The following is a 20095-nucleotide window of genomic DNA, read 5'->3' as shown; positions in this document are numbered from 1 at the left end:
CCGCGTGCGCGCGATGCTCGCGCCGCGCAACGGCGGCGCCGCGCCGCTGACCGGCGCCTCGGCCACGCTCGCGCCGTCCACCTCGATCCAGGGAGCGCCGAACCAGTGAGCACCATCAGCGGCAACATCGCGCCCCTGCCCAATCGCAAGCCGGCCGGCACCAGCAGTTCGCTGGTCGTGCGCAATCTGAAGAAGCGCTATGGCTCGCGCACGGTCGTCAAGGACGTCTCGCTCGACGTGAAAAGCGGCGAGGTGGTCGGCCTGCTCGGCCCGAACGGCGCCGGCAAGACCACGTCGTTCTATATGATCGTGGGTCTCGTGCCGCTCGACGCCGGCGAAATCGATCTGGACGGCAAATCGATCAGCCTGCTGCCGATCCACAAGCGCGCCTCGCTCGGCCTGTCGTATCTGCCGCAGGAAGCCTCGGTGTTCCGCAAGCTCAGCGTCGAGGAAAACATTCGCGCGGTGCTCGAATTGCAGCACGAAGAAAACGGCAAGCGGCTCAGCAAGGACGCCATCAGGTCGCGCACCGAAGCGCTGCTCGACGAGCTGCAGATCGCGCATCTGCGTGACAATCCGGCGCTGTCGCTGTCGGGCGGCGAGCGCCGCCGCGTGGAAATCGCCCGCGCGCTCGCCACCAACCCGAGCTTCATTCTGCTCGACGAACCGTTCGCGGGCGTCGATCCGATCGCGGTGCTGGAAATCCAGAAGATCGTCAAGTTCCTGAAGCAGCGCAATATCGGCGTCCTGATTACCGACCACAACGTGCGCGAGACGCTCGGCATCTGCGATCACGCGTACATCATCAGCGACGGCAGCGTGCTCGCGGCCGGCGCGCCCAGCGAGATCATCGAGAACGAAAGCGTGCGGCGCGTCTATCTCGGCGAACACTTCCGCATGTAAGCACATCAAGGGTCGCCGGCCGCGCGAATACGCACGGCCGGTCCTTTTTGCGGCATCCGCACATTCGCCGCCTCTCGTCTCCCCGCACGTCCATTTCCGCACGGCATCGGCTGGCGCCTCGCCTTGCCGGAAAACTCGCGCATGCGTAATTGCGGGTGTCGCAAGGTATCGCGGTCGTGGCAAACTCTCTACAATGAATCTCAACTTGCCATGAAAGCCAGCCTCCAACTCCGCCTATCGCAGCATCTTGCGCTGACGCCGCAACTACAGCAGTCCATCCGGCTGCTGCAGTTGTCGACGCTCGAACTGCAGCAGGAAGTCGCCATGGCGATCTCGCAGAACCCGCTCCTCGAGAACGAGGACGAATGGATCGCGAGCCCGTTGCGGGTGGCTGCCGACGGTTCGGTGATCGCCCAGACGCCGGGTGCGTCCACGCCGTCCGACCCGATGGCCGGCAACGGCTCGTCGGGGTCCGACGGCACGGGCGAGCGCGCCGAAAACGGCGAGCCGCAAGGTGTCGACGAATACAACGGCCTCTCGGGCGACGGCGGTGACGCATCGCAATGGAACCTCGACGACTACGGCCGCTCCGGCAACGCGTCGGATGACGACGACCTGCCGCCGCTGCAAATCCACGAGTCGAGCACCTCACTGCGCGATCACCTGATGGCGCAACTGCGCGTCACCCAGGCGAGCCCGCGCGACCGGGCGCTCGTCACGTTTCTGATCGAATCTCTCGACGACGACGGCTACCTCGCCGCCACGCTCGAAGAAGTGCTGGCCGATCTGCCCGACGAACTCGAAGTCGACCTCGACGAACTGAATGCCGCGCTGGCGCTGCTGCATAGCTTCGACCCGGCCGGGGTCGGCGCGCGCTCCGCGTCGGAATGCCTGAAGCTGCAACTGCTGCGGCTCGATCCGTCGCCCACCCGCACGCTCGCGCTAGACATTGTCGGCCATCACCTGGAATTGCTCGCGGCGCGCGATTTCACGCGTCTGCGCAAGCACCTGAAAGCGAACGACGACGATCTGCGCGACGCCCATGTGCTGATCCGCTCGCTCGAACCGTTTCCCGGCGCCGCCTACGGCAAGGCCGAAGCGGACTACGTCGTGCCCGACATCATGGTGCGCAGAACCGCTCAAGGATGGCAGGCCGAACTGAATCCCGAAGTCGTGCCGAAGCTGCGCATCAACCATCTGTACGCGAATATTCTGCGCAATAACCGGGGCGATCCCGGCAGCGGTTCATTGCGCCAGCAGCTTCAGGAAGCACGCTGGCTGATCAAAAACATCCAGCAGCGTTTCGAGACGATCCTGCGAGTTGCGCAGGCAATCGTCGAGCGTCAGAAGAGCTTTTTCGTGCACGGCGAAATTGCCATGCGCCCCTTGGTTTTGCGGGAAATTGCTGATACGCTGGGCCTACACGAGTCAACTGTCTCGCGTGTGACAACCGGCAAATACATGCTGACCCCATTCGGGACGCTGGAATTCAAGTACTTTTTCGGCTCACACGTATCGACTGACACAGGCGGCGCGGCCTCTTCAACGGCCATTCGCGCGCTGATCAAACAACTGATAGGAGCGGAAAACCCAAAATCGCCACTCTCAGACAGTCGCATAGCCGAATTGCTGGCGGAACAGGGCTTCGTGGTCGCACGGCGTACCGTGGCGAAATACCGTGAAGCGCTCAAGATCCCGGCAGTCAACCTGCGCAAGTCTCTGTAGCCCGCCGCGTTTTGCAGCGGGCATTTACCGGCCGCTCCGTGCATGACGGACAGGCCGGCCGCTGCGACCTGCCAGATGTCAGTCACCGGGGGGCGACACAGGCAAGCCGTCAGATCGACCGGACCTTTGTCATTGTGCGGACCAAGCGGCATTAGCTTGGAGAAGCACTATGAATCTCAAGATCAGTGGACACCACCTCGAAGTAACGCCTGCGTTGCGCGAATACGTGATCACCAAACTGGACAGGGTGCTAAGACATTTCGATCAGGTCATCGACGGCAGTGTGGTCCTCTCGGTCGACAACCATAAGGAAAAGGACAAGCGTCAGAAGGTGGAAATCAATCTCCATCTGAAGGGTAAAGACATTTTTGTCGAGAGTTGTGACAGTGATTTGTACGCGGCGATAGATCTTGTGATCGACAAGCTCGACAGACAGGTGATCCGCCACAAGGATCGTCTGCAAGGACATCAGCACGAGGCGATCAAGTATCAGCCGGCGCCGCAACTGGACGTGCCGCCGCAATAGGAGAATTAGAGGAAATCATTCATTTTCCCGCTCCGTCAAGCCGCCCGCAACCGGGCGGTTTTTCGTTTTCGGGCCACGTTCCCCGCGCCGTTTCCGCATGCCGTGCATGGTTTTCGCCAGTCTTTGCGCGAAGCGAAACGAGTCGCGGCGCAAGCGGTGAAAAACCTGGTATGCATCAATGGCGCGCCGCACCATCGTCCGCTACCCTGTTCTATAATGTTCCGGTTACCATCGGGGTCAAGCCAGCTCTTTGAATACGGCCGGCCGGAGTCTCGCGCTTTGGGCGACGGCTCTCACCGCACGTCTTCGCGAGCATCAAACGAATGGAACGCCACTTAAACGCCCCGGTGGGGAGAACCCAGGCCACGTTTTCGCCTGTCAACATGAATCGTTTAGCCAAATTTCTTCCCCTCGAGAACGTCGTCATCGGACTATCGGTCACCAGCAAGAAACGCGTGTTCGAGCAAGCGGGCCTGATCTTCGAGAACCAGAACGGCATCGCCCGCAGTACCGTCACTGACAATCTTTTTGCGCGAGAGCGCCTCGGTTCGACCGGACTCGGCGAAGGCGTCGCGATTCCGCACGGGCGCATCAAGGGCCTCAAGCAGCCGCTCGCCGCGTTCGTCCGTCTCGCGGAACCCATCCCTTTCGAAGCACCGGACGGTCAGCCGGTTTCGCTGCTGATCTTCCTGCTCGTGCCCGAACAGGCTACCCAACAGCACCTCGAAATCCTGTCCGAGATTGCCCAGTTGCTGTCCGATCGCGAGGCTCGCGAACGCCTGCATACCGAAGAAGACCGCGAATCGTTGCATCGCCTGCTCACTCAGTGGCAACCTTGATGCAGCGGCGGTAACCCCGCGCACGCGAGCACGGCCCGGCAAGCGGCCCACACTGGAGTCACCGACTCATGGATACGTCCAGCATCAACGCCCAGAGCATTTTCGACGACAACGCAGCCATGCTGAAGCTCAGCTGGCTCACGGGGCATGAAGGCTGGGAGCGCGGCTTTTCCTCGGAATCGGTCGCCAACGCCACCTCGAGCGCCGACCTCGTCGGCCACCTGAACCTGATCCACCCGAACCGGATCCAGGTGCTCGGCGACGCCGAAATCGACTACTACAAACGTCAGACCGACGAAGACCGCTCGCGCCACATGGCCGAGCTGATTGCGCTGGAGCCGCCGTTCCTGGTGGTGGCCGGCGGCGTCGCCGCGCCGCCGGAACTGGTGCTGCGCTGCACGCGCTCGTCCACGCCGCTCTTCACGACGCCGACCTCGGCGGCCGCGGTGATCGACAGCCTGCGTCTCTACATGTCGCGCATCCTCGCGCCGCGCGCGACGCTGCACGGCGTGTTTCTCGACATCCTCGGCATGGGCGTGCTGCTCACCGGCGACTCGGGTCTCGGCAAGAGCGAACTCGGGCTCGAACTGATCAGCCGCGGCCACGGTCTCGTCGCCGACGACGCGGTCGACTTCGTGCGCCTCGGCCCGGACTTCGTCGAAGGACGCTGCCCGCCGCTGTTGCAGAATCTGCTCGAAGTGCGCGGCCTCGGTCTGCTCGACATCAAGACGATCTTCGGCGAAACGGCGGTGCGCCGGAAAATGAAGCTGAAGCTGATCGTGCAACTGGTACGCCGCCCCGACGGCGAATTCCAGCGCCTGCCGCTGGAGAGTCAGACTGTCGACGTGCTCGGTCTGCCGATCAGCAAGGTCACGATTCAGGTGGCTGCGGGCCGCAACCTCGCGGTGCTAGTCGAAGCGGCCGTGCGCAATACGATCCTGCAATTGCGCGGCATCGACACGCTGCGCGATTTCATGGACCGCCAGCGTCTCGCCATGCAGGACCCCGACAGCCAGTTTCCCGGCAAGCTGATCTGAAGCCGGGCCGGGCCGCGCCGCCCAAGCCATGCAGCGCCCGCGGCAAAAAGCCCGTCCGCGGGCACGCACATGGAAACCGGATGCTATGATGAAATTTACGGTTTCGACGACTCCATGCGCATAATCCTGATCACCGGCATCTCCGGCTCCGGCAAGTCCGTTGCCCTGAACGCGCTTGAAGACGCGGGCTATTATTGCGTCGACAATCTGCCGCCGCGCTTTCTGCCGCAACTCGCCAGCTATCTCGCCGAAGACGGCCAGGATCGTCTCGCGGTCGCGATCGACGCACGCTCGGGTTCGTCGCTCGACGAAATGCCCGCGATGATCCGCGATCTCAAACGCTCGCACGACGTGCGCGTGCTGTTTCTGAGCGCAAGCACGCAGTCGCTGATTCAACGCTTTTCCGAAACGCGCCGGCGCCATCCGCTATCCGGCTCGCCCGCGCACGATGCGGACGTGGGCCTGCTCACCTCGCTCGCCGAAGCGATCGAGCGCGAGCGCGAACTGGTCGCGGGGCTCGCCGAATTCGGCCATCAGATCGACACGAGCAATCTGCGCGCGAACGTGCTGCGCGCATGGGTCAAGCGTTTCATCGAACAGGAAGACGCCGGGCTCGTGCTGATGTTCGAGTCGTTCGGCTTCAAACGCGGCGTGCCGCTCGATGCGGATTTCGTATTCGACGTACGCACGCTGCCGAACCCGTACTACGATCATGAATTGAGGCCGCTCACCGGCCTCGACAAACCGGTGATGGATTTTCTCGATGCGCAGCCGGTCGTCCACGAGATGATCGACGACATCGAGAAGTATCTGTCCAAGTGGCTGCCGCATTTCCGCGACGACAATCGCAGCTACCTGACCGTCGCAATCGGTTGCACGGGCGGCCAGCACCGCTCGGTGTTCATCGCGGAGACGCTTGCCGCGCGTCTCGCAACATCGGCGAATGTGATTGTGCGGCACCGCGATGCGCCGGTCGACGTCGGCGAATCATCGAAGCTGATCGCTTAACTGGCCGCATCGCGCGGCCTTAACCGAAAGCGTTGCGCCATGTCCTCTACGCCTACTGTGTACGCCGATTTGCCGCTGTTTCCGCTGCATACGGTGCTGTTCCCCGATGGATTGCTGCCGCTGAAGATTTTCGAAGCGCGCTATCTCGACATGGCGCGCGACTGTCTGCGCGAAAAGACCTCGTTCGGCGTATGCCTGCTGAAAAGCGGAGCGGAAGTGGCGCGCGAGGAAGAGCCTTCGGTGCCCGAAGCCATTGGCTGTCTCGCCGAAATCGACGAATGCGACGTCGAAGCGTTCGGCATGCTGCTGATTCGCGCGCGCGGCACGAAGCGTTTTCGCCTGCTGTCGCATCGCGTCGAAGCAAGCGGTTTGCTGGTCGGCATGGCGGAGCCGCTCGCCGACGATCAGCCGCTCGAAGGCAACGATCTGCTGGCCAAATTCGGCGCCTGCGCGGAAGTGCTCGAAAGGATCATCGCGACGATCCGCGAGCGCGACCCGGATAGTCTGCCGTTCGCGGAGCCGTTCAGGCTCGCCGATCCCTCATGGGTGTCGAACCGTCTCGCCGAAGTGCTGCCGATCGCGCTGCGCGCCCGGCAAAAGCTGATGGAACTGACCGATGCCGGCGCGCGCATCGACGTCGTGCATCACTACATGCAGCAACATCAGCTACTGTGACGTGACGGCAACCGCGAGCATTGCACGAGCGGCAGCACACACGATGCCGGCAGCGCCGCCGCTGCGCACGATCCGTTAGATCAACGAACCCTGCAGGCTGTCCAGCAGCTTGCGCACCGGCGCCGGCACCCCGAACGAATCGAGATCGCCGAGCGCGACCCATGCGGTATCGGCGTCGTTCAACGCCGCCAATGCGCCGGCGCCGCGATCCAGCTCCGCGATGCGCGGCTCGATATCGAGCTTGAAATGCGTGAATACATGCGAAAACGGCGCGAGCGGCGACACCGTGCCGTCGCTACCGAACGCTCGCGCGCGCTCGGCGAGCGCGGCTTCGTCGGCGGCTTCGGGCAGACTCCACAAGCCGCCCCAGATGCCCGACGGCGGCCGCCGCTCGAGCATCACCGCGTTGCCGTCGCGCAGCACGAGCATCCAGGTGCGGCGCGTCGGCACGGCTTTCTTCGGCCGCGCCGTGGGCAAGTCGCGCTGACGTCCGGTGACATTCGCAACGCAGTCGACGGCGAACGGGCAGCGCGCGCAGTCTGGCCGGCCGCGCACGCATAGCGTCGCGCCGAGATCCATCAAGCCCTGCGTGTACGCGCTAACTTCGTCGTCCGATGCATCGACCGGCAGCAGCGATTCGGCGAGCGTCCACATCGCGTTCTCGACCTTCTTCTCGCCCGGGAATCCGTCGACGCCGAACACGCGCGCGAGCACGCGCTTCACGTTGCCGTCGAGAATCGTCGCGCGCGCGCCGAAGGCGAACGAGGCGATCGCGGCAGCCGTCGAGCGGCCGATGCCGGGCAGGTCCGCGAGTTCGTCGACCGAGGCCGGAAACGCGCCACCGTGCCGCTCGACCACGACCTGCGCGCAGCGATGCAGATTGCGCGCGCGCGTGTAGTAGCCGAGGCCGGCCCACAGCGCCATCACGTCGTCGGATGGGGCGGCGGCCAGCGCGGCGACATCGGGAAAACGCGCGAGAAACTTCGCGTAGTACGGAATCACCGTCGACACCTGGGTCTGCTGCAACATGATTTCCGACAGCCAGATGCGGTACGGGTCGCGCGTGTTCTGCCAGGGCAGATCGTGCCGGCCGTGCTGGCGCTGCCATGCGATGAGGCGCGCGGAAAAATCGGGCATCGCGGGAAAAACGGGCGCCGCGGCGGACGCGCCCGCGCGTGAGTTCGCACGCGGGGTCGTAGTGGGTGTCAGGCGGGAAGGCATCGGAAATCTAGCGCTGGCAGGTGGGACAGAAGTACGTGGAGCGCTGCCCCTGCACGATCTGTTTGATGGGCGTTGCACACACGCGGCAGGGTTGGCCCGCGCGATCATAGACGAAATAGTCGAGCTGGAAGTAGCCGCTTTCGCCGTCGCTGCCGACGAAATCGCGCAGCGTGCTGCCGCCCTTCTCGATCGCGGCGGCAAGCGTCACGCGCACCGCGTCGGCGAGCAGTTCATAGCGCGCGAGCGAGACGCGCCCCGCCGCGGTGGTCGGCCGGATGCCCGCGCGAAACAGGCTCTCCGACGCGTAAATATTGCCCACGCCGACGACGATTTCACCGGCCAGCAGCACCTGCTTCACCGACACCTTGCGCCCGCGCGTCAGCCGGTGCATCAGAGCGCCCGAGAACGCCGGCGAGAAGGGCTCGACGCCGAGCCCCGCGAGCAGCGGGTGCGCAAGGATGTCGCCCGCCTCGCGCGGATGCCACAACACCGCGCCGAAACGCCGCGGATCGCGATAACGCAGGATGAAGTCGTCGAAGATCCAGTCGACGTGATCGTGCTTCGCCGCGGCCGGCGGCTGCGGCACGTGACGCAGCACGCGCAGCGTGCCGGTCATGCCGAGATGCACGATGAACCAGCCCGCGTCGATTTCGAACAGCAGGTACTTGCCGCGCCGCTCGACCTTGCGCACCACATGGCCGCGCAAGGTTTTCGCAAGGCCGGCCGGAATCGGCCAGCGCAGCGCGGGCGTACGCACTTCGACGCGCTCGACCTTGCGCCCGGACACATACGGTTCGATCCCTCGGCGGGTAACCTCGACTTCTGGCAACTCTGGCATGTCTGATCGGTCTGCTACTTGCGTGTGTGGTTGTGCGCGTATTGTAGCGAGCGCGTTACAATCGACTGAAACATTGAACGGATTTCCATGAACGTGTCCTTCGTGAAGCTGCTTTCAAGGCGCCTCGCGCGCATGTCCAACGTGCCACATGCCGTATCCGCCCGGCGGATGCTCGGCGCAGCCGCGCTCGCATTATGGGCGCTGGCCGCCGTGCCCGCGCATGCGCAGGACCCCGCGCCGGATTCGGACGACACGTCGGTCACCTTGCCGGACCCGCTCGGTCCCGCAACGCCCGAAGACGAGAAGTCGCTGCCGGACGTGCCGTTGTCGAGCCAGATCGTCTTCCAGGTGCTCGCCGCCGAGATCGCGCTGCAGCGCGACCAGCCGGCGCCCGCCTATCAAACCTACCTCGCGCTCACGCGCGACACGCACGACCCGCGCATGGCGCAGCGCGCCACCGAAATCGCGCTGGCCGCGCAAAGCCCGTCGGACGCGCTGGCCGCCGCGCAATTATGGCAGCAGTACGCGCCGGATTCGGAGCGCGCCGCGCAACTCGACGCCTCGCTGCTCGTGCTGTCCGGCAAGCCCGACGACGCGGCGCCGATCCTCGCGCGCGAACTGGCGAAGGTGCCCGAGGAAAACCGCGGCAACGCGATCCTCTCGCTGCAGCTGCTGCTCTCGCGCGGCCCGAATCGCATCGGCGGTCTGCATGTATTGCAGGACCTCGCGAAGAACGACCTGAACCGGCCTGAAGCGCAACTCGCGCTCGCCCGTCAGCAGTTGCTGTCCGACGACGCGCCGGGCGCCCGCAAGTCGCTCGAGCAGGCGCTGACCCTGAAGCCCGACTATCTGCCGGCGGCGCTGACGCTCTCGCAAATGGGCCCGGAAGAGCGCAAGGAAGGCATCGCGTCGCTCGAAAAATACGTGCAGCAGAATCCGAAATCGCATGACGCGCGGCTCGCGCTCGCGCAGATGTATCTCGCGAGCGACCGTCTCGACGACGCGCAGAAGCAGTTCGAGAGCATGCGCAAGGCGAACCCGAACGACCTCACGCCGTTGATGGCGCTCGCACTGATCAAGATCCAGCAGAAAAATTTCGCCGACGCGCAGACCTATCTGACGCAATACGCGCAGCTGGCTGACAAGACGCCGGGCGCCGATGCGGGCCAGGCCTACATCTACCTGGCGCAACTGTCGCTCGAACAGAAAAACGAAGCGGCAGCGAACGACTGGCTCAACAAGATTGCGCCGACCAGCCAGCAGTACATGCCCGCGCAGATCACGCGCGCGCAGCTGCTCGCGAAGCAGGGCAAGACCGACGACGCGCGCAAGCTGCTCGCCGGCCTGCAGACCTCCGACCCGCGCGACATGGCGCTGATCGCGCGCACCGACGCCGCGATCCTGTTCGACGCGAAGCGCTACCCCGAGGCCGAGGAGCGTCTGCAGCAAGCCACGGCAAACTTCCCCGACGACCCCGACCTCACCTACGACTACGCGATGGCCGCCGAAAAGACCGGCCATTACGACATCATGGAAGCGCAGCTGCGCAAGCTGATGAAGACGCAGCCGGACAATCCGCAGGCGTACAACGCGCTCGGCTATTCGCTGGCCGATCGCAATCAGCGTCTTCCGGAAGCGGACAAGCTGGTCGAAAAGGCCTCGGCCCTCGCGCCGAACGACGCGTTCATCATGGACAGCGTGGGCTGGGTCAAATACCGGATGGGCAACACGGCGGATGCGATCAAGCTGCTGCGCAAGGCGTACAGCATCCAGCCGAACGCCGAAATCGGCGCACACCTCGGCGAAGTGCTGTGGAAAACCGGCGAGCAGGACGAGGCGCGCGCAGCATTCCGTGCCGCGCGCAAGCTCGAGCCGGACAACGACACCCTCGTCAAAACGCTGCAACGTCTTCAGGTAAACGATCTTTGATGCGTCTTTCCCGTTTGATTTCCTGTTCCGGGGCGCCGCGCGGCATGGCGCTCGGATTCGCGGCGGCGGCCGTTGTCGCGCTGGCGGGCTGCGCGTCGGTGCAACCGCAGGGGGCGTCCACGTCGAAGGCCGCGACCGAAGTGACCGCGCAAACGAGCCGCTCGTATCAGGGCCGTTTCGCGGTCCAGTACAACGACCAGAACGGCCAGCAACGCAACGCCTACGGCAACTTCTCGTGGCAGGAAACCGGCGACACCGTGACCCTGCAATTGCGCAATCCGCTTGGTCAGACCCTGGCTATCGTCACGTCGTCGCCGGCCTCGGCCACGCTCGAATTGCCGAACCGCGCACCGCTCACCGCGGATAACGTCTCCACGCTGATGCAGAATGCACTCGGGTTCACGCTGCCGGTCGAAGGTCTGCGCTACTGGCTGCAGCCGTCTCCCGCACCGACCTCGCGCGCGAAGACCGAGAACGACCCGCAGCAGCCGTCGCGCTTGAAGCAGATCACGCAGGACGGCTGGACCATCGACTATCTCGCGTATGCCGATGCACCGGCTACCGGCGTAAAGCGCCTCAATCTGAGCCGCTCGGAGCCGCCGCTCGACATCAAGCTCGTGCTGGATCAGTGACGGCTTTTCGCCAGGGCGGCCGGTACGACGGCCGCTTTCGAAGGCCGCTTTGAAAACCTTCGCCCCTGCATCCGTTCACGCAGCGTTACCGCCCGTTTGGCGCCACCTTGGCGCAGGTAGCTTTCACTCATGATCGAAACAACCGATTCGCTGCGCGATTGCCTCGCGCCAGCGAAACTGAATCTCTTCCTGCACATCACGGGCCGCCGGCCAGATGGCTATCACACGCTGCAAACGGTCTTTCAGCTGCTCGACTGGGGCGACACGCTGCACTTCACGCGCCGCGACGACGGGCTCATCACACGCCGCACCGAAATCGCCGATGTGCCGCCCGAGCATGACCTCACGGTACGCGCCGCGACGCTGCTGAAAGCGCACACGGGTTCGCGCGAGGGCGTCGACATCGAAATCGACAAGCGCCTGCCGATGGGCGCCGGACTCGGCGGTGGCAGCTCGGACGCAGCGACGACGCTGCTCGCGCTCAATCGCTTATGGAAACTCGACCTTCCGCGCCAGGAATTGCAGGATCTTGCGCTGAAGCTCGGTGCGGACGTGCCTTTTTTCGTATTTGGGAAAAATGCCTTCGCAGAGGGTGTTGGGGAAGCGTTAGACGTTGTACAATTGCCGCCGCGTCACTTCCTGGTAGTGACACCGAGGGTGCAGGTTCCAACTGCAGCGATTTTTTCCGAAAAAGCGTTGACAAGAGATACAAAGCCCCTCATAATTACGGACTTTCCTGCAGAACACAGCTGCAACACTGACTGGCCGGAAAGTTTTGGCCGGAATGACATGCAGCAGGTTGTCGTAGGAAAGTACGCGGAAGTAGCGCAAGTGCTGCGATGGTTTGAAAACATCGCGCCAGCGCGGATGTCCGGATCGGGTGCGAGTGTTTTTGCAGCGTTCCGTAGCAAAGCCGAGGCAGAAGCGGCGCAAGCCAAGTTGCCAAGCGAATGGAACAGTGCAGTGGCAGCGGGCCTGGATCAGCATCCACTCTTTGCTTTCGCGTCATAAGTTTTGCATCGTCGAACGAAACTCCACGGTCGGCGGAGCTCAAAGTTAGTGTAGGGGAGTCGCCAAGCTGGTTAAGGCACCGGATTTTGATTCCGGCATGCAAAGGTTCGAATCCTTTCTCCCCTGCCAAAAATTCTCGTAGTTCGCTGTGGTTCGTCACAGCAATCATATCTCTCCCGCCCCCAGCCTGAAGTAGGTGCACGATGAGCAGCCATGACGGCCTGATGGTTTTTACTGGCAACGCAAATCCCGCGCTTGCCCAGGAAGTCGTCAAAAACCTCGGTATTCCCCTCGGCAAAGCAATGGTCAGCCGTTTTTCGGACGGTGAGATCCAGGTCGAGATTCAGGAAAACGTGCGTGGCAAGGATGTCTTCGTCCTGCAATCCACGTGTGCACCGACGAACGACAATCTGATGGAACTGATGATCATGGTCGATGCGCTCAAGCGCGCATCCGCAGGCCGGATCACCGCCGCCATCCCCTACTTCGGTTATGCCCGTCAGGATCGGCGCCCGCGTTCGGCGCGCGTCGCCATCTCGGCGAAGGTCGTGGCGAACATGCTGGAAATCGCCGGCGTCGAGCGGATCATCACGATGGATCTGCACGCTGACCAGATTCAAGGCTTCTTCGACATCCCGGTCGACAACATCTACGCAACGCCCGTGTTGCTCGGCGATCTGCGCAAGCAGAACTACGACAACCTGCTGGTCGTTTCGCCGGACGTCGGCGGCGTGGTGCGCGCCCGTGCACTGGCAAAGCAGCTCAATTGCGATCTCGCGATCATCGACAAGCGTCGCCCGAAGGCGAACGTCGCCGAAGTGATGAACATCATCGGTGAAGTCGAAGGCCGCACCTGCGTGATCATGGACGACATGGTCGACACGGCCGGCACGCTGTGCAAGGCCGCGCAGGTTCTGAAGGAACGCGGCGCGAAGCAGGTGTTCGCGTACGCCACTCACCCGGTTCTGTCGGGCGGCGCAGGCGAGCGTATCGCCGCTTCCGCACTCGACGAACTCGTGGTCACGGACACGATCCCGCTCGGCGAAGAAGCCCGTTCGTGCGCAAAGATCCGTTCGTTGACGAGCGCCGGCCTGCTCGCCGAAACGTTCTCGCGCATCCGCCGCGGCGATTCGGTCATGTCGCTGTTCGCCGAGAGTTAAGCATTTGCGAAGACGCCGCGTACCGCTTCATGCGACACGCGGCGTTTTTGCACAATCGGCATGAACGAACGAAGGTTCGTGCCGCTATCCCGGGCCTCAGCCATTACGGCTTCGAGACCCTGTTTTTACTGCCTGGTCGCGGGCAGTGCATTGGAGATTCAACATGAAAGTAGTCGCTTTCGAGCGTTCCCTGCAAGGTACGGGTGCGAGCCGCCGCCTGCGTAACTCGGGTAAGACCCCGGGTATCGTTTATGGCGCGGGTGCTGACACGCAACTGATCGAACTCGATCACAACGCCCTGTGGCACGCGCTCAAGAAAGAAGTTTTCCACTCGTCGATCCTCGAACTGGAAGTGGCCGGCAAGTCGCAACAGGTTCTGCTGCGCGACGTGCAATACCACCCGTTCCGTCAGCTCGTGCTGCACGTGGACTTCCAGCGCGTCGACGCATCGAAGAAGCTGCACACCAAGGTGCCGCTGCACTTCCTGAACCAGGAAAGCAACCCGGCAGTGAAGCTGTCGAGCGCGGTGATCTCGCACGTCCTCAACGAAATCGAAATCGAGTGCCTGCCGTCGGCACTGCCCGAATTCATCGAAGTCGACCTCGCGAAGATCGAAGCAGGTCAATCGGTTCACGCGAAGGACATCCCGTTGCCGGCAGGTGTGGCGCTCGTCGCCCACGTCGACGCGGAAAACCCGGTGGTTGCTGCTGCAACGATCCCGGCTGGCGCGATCTCCGGAGACGCCGCTGCTGCTGAAGGCGAAACGCCGGCTGCTTAAGGGCCTTTCGGTTCAGAGCAAGCAATCCTCTCGATCCGTTTCCCATGAAACGGTCGATGTGACCCGCCGAGGTTCGCCCTGGCGGGTTTTTTTTCGGCTTTTTGGGTCCGGCTGCAGTTCCCTTCCGGGCCAGATGGACTCACGCAATCATGATCAAGCTGATCGTCGGGCTCGGCAATCCGGGCGCCGAATACACCGCGACGCGTCACAACGCCGGCTTCTGGCTGGTCGATCAACTCGCGCGCGAGGCAGGCACGACGCTGCGCGACGAGCGGCGCTTCCACGGCTTTTACGCGAAAGCGCGAGTGCACGGCGAGGAAGTGCATCTGCTGGAGCCGCAAACCTATATGAACCGCTCCGGCCAATCGGTCGTGGCCGTGGCGCAGTTCTTCAAGATTCTTCCCGACGAGATTCTGGTCGCGCACGACGAGCTCGACATGCCGCCCGGCAGCGTCAAGCTGAAGCTCGGTGGCGGCAGCGGCGGGCATAATGGACTGAAGGACATCAGCGCGCATCTGTCGTCGCAGCAATACTGGCGGCTGCGGATCGGCATTGGCCATCCGCGCGACCTGATTCCCGAAAGCGCGCGCGCCGGCGCCAAACCCGACGTCGCCAATTACGTGCTTAAACCGCCGCGCCGCGAAGAGCAGGATGTGATCGACGCGTCGATCGAACGCGCCCTCGCGGTCATGCCCCAGGTCATCAAGGGCGAGCTGGAGCGCGCGATGATGCAGCTGCATCGCAATAACGGCTGAATAACGGCTGACCGGCGCGGCCGGCCGCCATCGCCATTGCAATCGACATCGCCAGGAGAATCGCTTGAGCCGTTACTGGAGTGACATCGTCCACCGTCTGACGCCGTATGTGCCGGGCGAACAGCCCGCGCTCGCGCATCCGGTGAAGCTGAACACCAACGAGAATCCGTACCCGCCGTCGCCGCGCGTGCTCGCGGCGATCCGCCAGGAACTCGGCGACACGGCCGAAGCGCTGCGCCGCTATCCGGACCCTACCGCGCGCAAGCTGCGCGAAACGGTCGCTGCCTATCACGGCATCCGCGCCGAACAGGTGTTTGCGGGCAACGGCTCGGACGAGGTGCTCGCGCTCACGTTCCAGGCTTTGCTCAAGCACGGCAAGCCGCTGCTGTTCCCCGACATCACGTACAGCTTCTATCCGACCTACGCCAGGCTGTTCGAAGTCGATTACCAGACCATCGCGCTCGACGACAACTTTGCGATCGACATCGACGATTACGCGGTGGAGAACGGCGGCATCCTGTTTCCGAACCCGAATGCGCCGACCGGCCGCCCGTTGCCGCTCGCGGACATCGAACGTCTCGTGGCGCGCCATCCGGATTCGGTCGTCGTAATCGACGAGGCTTACGTCGATTTCGGCGCCGAATCGGCAATTGCGCTGATCGATCGCTATCCGAATCTGCTCGTCGTGCAGACCGTGTCGAAATCGCGTTCGCTGGCCGGCATGCGCGTCGGCCTCGCGTTCGGCAATCCGGAGCTGATCGACGCGCTGAACCGCGTGAAAGACAGCTTCAACTCCTACCCGCTCGATCGGCTCGCCCAAGCGGCCGCGACCGCCGCCTACGAAGACGACGCCTGGTTCCGCGACTGCTGCGCGAAGGTGATCGCGAGCCGCGAGCGCCTGGCCGCGGAACTGGGCGCGCTCGGCTTCGAAGTCTTGCCGTCGGCCGCGAATCTGCTGTTCGCGCGCCATGCGGGCTACGACGCGGCGACGCTCGCATTGCGGCTCAGGGAGAAAGAAATTTTCGTGCGCCATTTCAAGGCGCCGCGTATCGACCAGCACCTGCGAATTTCGATCGGCACCGATGCTGAATGCGACATTCTGCTGGATGCGTTACGCGCTATTTTCAGCACGTACGCCGGATAGCGATGCGCGCCTCGGCGGCCTGAGGAAAACACCACCGCAAAACAAAAGCCAGAAACAAAAATGGCGAAGACCCATTCAGCCTTCGCCATTTTTTTGCTGCACGCATCAACCCCGAACGTCACGCACCCTTCGCGGCTTGCAGCGCGTGATACTTCGCCATCAAGCCTTCGCGCGTTTCCAGATGTTCCGGGTCGCGTGGAATGCACTCCACCGGGCACACCTGAATGCACTGCGGCTCGTCGAAATGGCCGACGCACTCGGTACATTTCTTCGGATCGATCACATAGATTTCCGTGCCCATCGAAATCGCATCGTTCGGGCACTCCGGCTCGCAGACGTCGCAATTGATGCATTCGTCGGTAATCATCAAGGCCATGCCGCCACCAACTTTCCTATGAAAAACAATACATTATAGCTTTTCATCCTGGCGCGCGGGCGCATGAAGCCAAGCGCCTTTTCACCACGACGCAGATCGACGATAACTAAAATCCAGCCGACATCTATCTCCGATTTCTGCAATTGACCGAAGCGCAGCGTGGCCTGCCCACGCTACCGGCACTCGACCCGCTCGAAGAAAAAATCCTTGAATTCGTGGTGCGCGCAACGCAGAACAAGGAGCGCCTCCCGGTGAAGGACATGATGGGTCACAGCGAGCTGGGCTCGCCGGCCACGCTGCATGGCCGCATTTCATCGATGTGCGAGAAAGGCTGGATCGTGCTCAACGATACCGAAGACGCCCGGCGCAAGCAGATCGAACTCACGCCAGCCTCGCTCAGACATTTCGACAAATTCGCCGAGGCTTTCGCCAAAGCGGCAAAGGGCGCCTGGCCGTACCCGAAACTATCGGCCGCCGTCCGGCCGGTTACGGCTGCGCCGCCTGAGCGCCGCCATTCGGGTCCAGCGAAGCGACCTTCTCCTTCAGCCATTTTTCGACCGACGGGAACACGAACTTGCTGACGTCGCCGCCCAGTTGCGCGATCTCGCGCACGATCGTGCCCGAGATGAACTGGTACTGATCGGACGGCGTCATGAACATCGTCTCGACGTCGGGCAACAGATAGCGGTTCATGCCCGCCATCTGAAACTCGTATTCGAAATCCGACACGGCACGCAGGCCCCTGACGATCACGCGCGCGTTATTGGTCCGCACGAAATCCTTGAGGAGCCCCTTGAAGCTCATCACCTTGACGTTCGGGTAGTGCCCGAGCACTTCGTGTGCAATCGCGAGGCGCTCCTGCAGCGTAAAAAACGGCTTCTTGTTGCGACTGTCGGCAACGCCCACCACCAACGTGTCGAAAATGCTCGACGCGCGCCGAACGAGGTCTTCGTGACCGCGCGTCAGCGGGTCGAACGTGCCCGGGTACACGGCGACTACCATGAGACTTCTCCTCTATTCAGACAAAAGGGCACGGCAAAGCGTCCACGCGACGCATTTGACTCCGGACGCGCTGACGATAAACCGCCCGGCCCTTTTTTGGAACGCGCATTATTCCTGAATTTTGAGCGCGCCGTTCAGAGTTTTTAGTGCTCGTTGCCAAACCTGTGCCGCATCACCAACCTCAAGCGACGCCTCGACCTCTGCGACGGTCTTGAAGATTGGCAGTTCAGCTATCTCCGCAAGCTGCGCAATTTGTGTGGCGGTTGGTTTAAAGCGTCCACTGCGCCATTCCGACAGTCGGGTCTGATTCGGAAGTCCCATCTCTTTCGCGACGGTGCCGAGCGTGCGCTTTTTGCGCTTTGCAGCATCCAGAAGCTCGCCGATGTCCATTTCCACTCCTTGACTGAAATTTCTAGGCAATGTATAAATTCAGAAATTCCTACTTTTGCTAGAAATTTCTGGCAAAGCAGGTAGAGCGAAGTCTACCAGCATCACGTCGGGGGGCGATAGCGGTATGCGAATGCCGGAGCTGCTGTTTTTGTTGGTCACATCCTGCCTGGCTGCCCAAGCGGCCTTTTCTTTCTCTTACCTTTCAATCGATTTTTCGTTACCCATAACGGGAAATCCGATCTACATGGCGAGCGCTGAATGAGCCGTCGCCGACCAACTGCTACCCCGAAGGCTGGATGGGCGCCAGGCGGCTGCGAAGAGCCCGCCGCGCCGCAGCGCGTGTCGCGCGGAGCGCCGGGCGGCGCAGCCGCCCTCCCCCCGTCCGGTAATACGGGGGGAAAGTCTACCGACAGCGCAAAGGCAATCGTGGACTGGCTGCGTTTCACGTTCGAGCCGACGGGTTCGGTGCCTGACGGTTTGGAGCAGGTCCGGCGTTACCTGAAGCTATGGACGGCGATGCCGCTGAACATGGTTCCCGCGCACAAGGGCATTCAGGGCTATGCCGACAGCATGGACGTGATGACGTTCCTCGACGGCGAATGGATACGGGCGGGTATCGTCGCGTGGGGCGGGCGTAACGGCGGCGATCGGCGTATCTGTGTGGATTTCTCCGGGCGGGGCTGTGCGGTCGTAACGGACTGGCAGGCGGTCTACGCGACCATGCAGGACCTCGATGCTCGGGTGACGCGCTGCGACCTCGCTATGGACTTCCTGCACGGGGAAGTGACGGTCGAGCAGATCGACGCAATGTACGGCGCTGGGGAGTTTCACTGCGGCGGCCGGATTCCGGACTACCGGAAGATCGAGAGCGGGAATGCGTCGGCGCGTGGTTGCGGCGGTACGACGCTGGAGATCGGGTTGCGTACGAGCGGGAAGATGGTACGGGCCTACGAGAAGGGCCGTCAGCTTGGCAACGTTGATAGTGAATGGGTGCGGGTGGAAATCCAGTTCGGCAACAAGGACCGCGTGATACCGCATGAGATCGTGCTCAAGACGGACCACTATTTCGTTGGCGCACACAAGGCGCTCGAGCAATTTATCGACGTGGCGGCCCTGCGGTGTCGCACAGACCAGACTGAACGCGAAACAACGCTCGAGACGGCGAAGCGGGCGATCCGGACACAGTACGGGAAGGTGATCAACCAGGCGTTGATCGAGAACGGCGAAGATTTTGCCGCGTTGGTGGTGGATGTGCGTCAGGAAGGCGTACCCCCGCGAATGCATCGTTCTGCGTTGGCAACGCACGTGCATGGCGCGCACGAACCTGCGTCGTATGTTAAGGAGTAGAAGTGATGGAAATGCTAGCGAAGGTAACGATTCGTGGTGCGAAGTATTTCACTGGAAATATCGATGGGAAGGATCTGGACAGTGCGGCGATTTTCGTTGACGTTGAGTTGCGCGGCGAGACGGCGAGCGGCGTGTGTACGAATGAATTGAAGGTTGAGAAGTCAGAGGTCGTGAAGAGCATCCTGCACAACCCGATGCCGTTTCTAGCGGAAGTGTCGATGATCCAGACGACGAACGGCAAGGCGAACGGCGACCGTAACGTCGTCACGTCGATCAGGCCGCTTGCGATGGAGCCGAAGGGCGCAAAGGTGCCGTCATGATTGAGGTTCTGGTGGCCGGCTGGCGTATCGGTGATGCAGTCAATCCTGATGAGGCACGATTGATGGTCGTTTCTCACCTGGAAGGGCTTGTGTTGAATGGTCAAGTTGAGTCGGGTCAGTGCGTCCGGGTGGTGTTCAACGGCTCTCGAAACGGATTTGCTTCGGAATACGATGTAATTGCCAATTCTCCTTCTGGTAACGTTTTGGTGGGAGGGTAGCGTTATGTTCCAGGTCGTCGTGGCTGGCTATAACGCAGGTAAGGCACGTTCGTTCGAAGGTGCTGAGAATCTCGTTTTCGCCTACATGGAGTGGTTGGACGAGTCGGGCAAGTTCGACCTTGGCGTTACGGTTAGTGGCTTTGTCGTTGTGCCGTACGTGTTTAAGCGAAATGGGCGGGTTGTGTACGAGGGCGAGGCAAAGCTCGAAGCGGTCAGTTCGCCTGTTCCGCTCTTCATTGGTCAGGCTAACTAATTTTCGTT

General features: G+C 62.4%; 23 protein-coding genes, 1 tRNA gene and 2 pseudogenes. 21 read left to right on the top strand and 5 right to left on the bottom strand.

Annotation, left to right across the window (positions count from 1 at the left end):
- The 8 genes and pseudogenes from GXB81_RS31520 to GXB81_RS21115 all read left to right on the top strand — a co-directional run.
- Window positions 1-109, top strand: a pseudogene (locus tag GXB81_RS31520) (lipopolysaccharide transport periplasmic protein LptA); the annotation flags it as partial.
- Between the two features lie 17 nt (window positions 110-126).
- Entirely contained in the window at window positions 127-903 is a 777-nt protein-coding gene (lptB, locus tag GXB81_RS21145) for an LPS export ABC transporter ATP-binding protein (protein ID WP_167048456.1), read from the top strand.
- Window positions 904-1113: 210 nt separating this feature from the next.
- Window positions 1114-2628, top strand: coding sequence for an RNA polymerase factor sigma-54 (locus tag GXB81_RS21140; RefSeq protein WP_167048284.1), 1515 nt, complete (start codon window positions 1114-1116; stop codon window positions 2626-2628).
- 169 nt (window positions 2629-2797) lie between these two features.
- Window positions 2798-3154: a ribosome-associated translation inhibitor RaiA gene (gene raiA, locus GXB81_RS21135; RefSeq protein WP_167048286.1), complete on the top strand. Its 357-nt coding sequence runs from the start codon at window positions 2798-2800 to the stop codon at window positions 3152-3154.
- A gap of 323 nt (window positions 3155-3477) precedes the next feature.
- Window positions 3478-3993, top strand: a complete 516-nt coding sequence (locus GXB81_RS21130) for a PTS sugar transporter subunit IIA (protein WP_167048288.1) — start codon at window positions 3478-3480, stop codon at window positions 3991-3993.
- A 68-nt stretch (window positions 3994-4061) separates the two neighbouring features.
- Window positions 4062-5030 (top strand): HPr(Ser) kinase/phosphatase, encoded by a 969-nt coding sequence (gene hprK, locus GXB81_RS21125; RefSeq protein WP_008921706.1) that lies wholly within the window; start codon window positions 4062-4064, stop codon window positions 5028-5030.
- 114 nt (window positions 5031-5144) lie between these two features.
- Entirely contained in the window at window positions 5145-6038 is an 894-nt protein-coding gene (gene rapZ / locus GXB81_RS21120; protein WP_167048290.1) for an RNase adapter RapZ, read from the top strand.
- A gap of 39 nt (window positions 6039-6077) precedes the next feature.
- Window positions 6078-6713, top strand: coding sequence for an LON peptidase substrate-binding domain-containing protein (locus tag GXB81_RS21115; protein WP_167048292.1), 636 nt, complete (start codon window positions 6078-6080; stop codon window positions 6711-6713).
- A 75-nt stretch (window positions 6714-6788) separates the two neighbouring features.
- Here GXB81_RS21115 and mutY read toward each other — a convergent pair whose 3' ends face one another.
- Window positions 6789-7934, bottom strand: coding sequence for an A/G-specific adenine glycosylase (gene mutY, locus GXB81_RS21110; protein ID WP_205990236.1), 1146 nt, complete (start codon window positions 7932-7934; stop codon window positions 6789-6791).
- 7 nt (window positions 7935-7941) lie between these two features.
- Window positions 7942-8772, bottom strand: coding sequence for a bifunctional DNA-formamidopyrimidine glycosylase/DNA-(apurinic or apyrimidinic site) lyase (gene mutM, locus GXB81_RS21105; protein ID WP_167048296.1), 831 nt, complete (start codon window positions 8770-8772; stop codon window positions 7942-7944).
- 87 nt (window positions 8773-8859) lie between these two features.
- Between mutM and GXB81_RS21100 the strand changes: the two genes are divergently transcribed.
- The 8 genes from GXB81_RS21100 to hisC all read left to right on the top strand — a co-directional run bounded on the left by GXB81_RS21100 (window position 8860) and on the right by hisC (window position 16181).
- On the top strand, window positions 8860-10701 hold the full coding sequence (locus GXB81_RS21100) for a tetratricopeptide repeat protein (RefSeq protein ID WP_167048298.1): 1842 nt from the start codon (window positions 8860-8862) through the stop codon (window positions 10699-10701).
- Window positions 10701-11333: a lipoprotein insertase outer membrane protein LolB gene (lolB, locus tag GXB81_RS21095; protein WP_167048300.1), complete on the top strand. Its 633-nt coding sequence runs from the start codon at window positions 10701-10703 to the stop codon at window positions 11331-11333. Before GXB81_RS21100 ends, lolB begins: the two co-directional genes overlap by 1 nt.
- Before the next feature lie 129 nt (window positions 11334-11462).
- Entirely contained in the window at window positions 11463-12344 is an 882-nt protein-coding gene (gene ispE, locus GXB81_RS21090; protein ID WP_205990235.1) for a 4-(cytidine 5'-diphospho)-2-C-methyl-D-erythritol kinase, read from the top strand.
- Between the two features lie 52 nt (window positions 12345-12396).
- Window positions 12397-12473: transfer RNA gene (locus GXB81_RS21085), tRNA-Gln, on the top strand.
- 74 nt (window positions 12474-12547) lie between these two features.
- The gene (locus GXB81_RS21080; RefSeq protein ID WP_167048304.1) at window positions 12548-13504 is read left to right on the top strand and encodes a ribose-phosphate pyrophosphokinase; all 957 of its coding nucleotides are present in this window, start codon (window positions 12548-12550) and stop codon (window positions 13502-13504) included.
- A gap of 163 nt (window positions 13505-13667) precedes the next feature.
- Entirely contained in the window at window positions 13668-14282 is a 615-nt protein-coding gene (locus tag GXB81_RS21075) for a 50S ribosomal protein L25/general stress protein Ctc (protein ID WP_167048306.1), read from the top strand.
- A 149-nt stretch (window positions 14283-14431) separates the two neighbouring features.
- Complete coding sequence (pth, locus tag GXB81_RS21070) at window positions 14432-15037, top strand: aminoacyl-tRNA hydrolase (protein ID WP_205990234.1); 606 nt, start codon at window positions 14432-14434, stop codon at window positions 15035-15037.
- A gap of 64 nt (window positions 15038-15101) precedes the next feature.
- Window positions 15102-16181, top strand: coding sequence for a histidinol-phosphate transaminase (gene hisC, locus GXB81_RS21065; protein WP_167048308.1), 1080 nt, complete (start codon window positions 15102-15104; stop codon window positions 16179-16181).
- Between the two features lie 118 nt (window positions 16182-16299).
- Here the strand turns inward: hisC and GXB81_RS21060 are convergent, their stop codons facing one another.
- Complete coding sequence (locus GXB81_RS21060) at window positions 16300-16557, bottom strand: YfhL family 4Fe-4S dicluster ferredoxin (RefSeq protein WP_167048310.1); 258 nt, start codon at window positions 16555-16557, stop codon at window positions 16300-16302.
- A gap of 122 nt (window positions 16558-16679) precedes the next feature.
- On the opposite strand from GXB81_RS21060, the pseudogene GXB81_RS21055 reads away from it, so the two are divergent.
- A pseudogene (locus GXB81_RS21055) lies at window positions 16680-17003 on the top strand (winged helix-turn-helix domain-containing protein); the annotation flags it as partial.
- Between the two features lie 40 nt (window positions 17004-17043).
- Here GXB81_RS21055 and coaD read toward each other — a convergent pair.
- Both coaD and GXB81_RS21045 read right to left on the bottom strand, forming a co-directional pair.
- On the bottom strand, window positions 17044-17559 hold the full coding sequence (coaD, locus tag GXB81_RS21050; protein WP_167048352.1) for a pantetheine-phosphate adenylyltransferase: 516 nt from the start codon (window positions 17557-17559) through the stop codon (window positions 17044-17046).
- Between the two features lie 108 nt (window positions 17560-17667).
- Window positions 17668-17949 carry a hypothetical protein gene (locus tag GXB81_RS21045; protein ID WP_167048354.1) on the bottom strand — a complete coding sequence of 94 codons (282 nt, stop codon included), beginning with the start codon at window positions 17947-17949 and terminating at the stop codon, window positions 17668-17670.
- A 426-nt stretch (window positions 17950-18375) separates the two neighbouring features.
- On the opposite strand from GXB81_RS21045, the gene GXB81_RS21040 reads away from it, so the two are divergent.
- From GXB81_RS21040 to GXB81_RS21025, 4 genes are read left to right on the top strand one after another with little or no spacing between them, the layout of a single operon-like run.
- The gene (locus GXB81_RS21040) at window positions 18376-19296 is read left to right on the top strand and encodes a replication initiation factor domain-containing protein (protein ID WP_167048356.1); all 921 of its coding nucleotides are present in this window, start codon (window positions 18376-18378) and stop codon (window positions 19294-19296) included.
- 5 nt (window positions 19297-19301) lie between these two features.
- On the top strand, window positions 19302-19616 hold the full coding sequence (locus tag GXB81_RS21035) for a hypothetical protein (RefSeq protein WP_167048358.1): 315 nt from the start codon (window positions 19302-19304) through the stop codon (window positions 19614-19616).
- The gene (locus GXB81_RS21030; RefSeq protein ID WP_205990233.1) at window positions 19613-19834 is read left to right on the top strand and encodes a hypothetical protein; all 222 of its coding nucleotides are present in this window, start codon (window positions 19613-19615) and stop codon (window positions 19832-19834) included. The genes GXB81_RS21035 and GXB81_RS21030 overlap by 4 nt, the downstream gene beginning before the upstream one ends.
- Before the next feature lie 4 nt (window positions 19835-19838).
- Window positions 19839-20087, top strand: coding sequence for a hypothetical protein (locus tag GXB81_RS21025; protein ID WP_167048362.1), 249 nt, complete (start codon window positions 19839-19841; stop codon window positions 20085-20087).
- The last annotated feature ends 8 nt before the right edge of the window (window positions 20088-20095 follow it).

The organism is Paraburkholderia sp. Ac-20336 (genome assembly GCF_017105025.1).
Lineage (GTDB): Bacteria > Pseudomonadota > Gammaproteobacteria > Burkholderiales > Burkholderiaceae > Paraburkholderia.
Note: the sequence above shows the minus strand (reverse complement) of the source record. Positions and strands in the feature narration are given on the sequence as shown.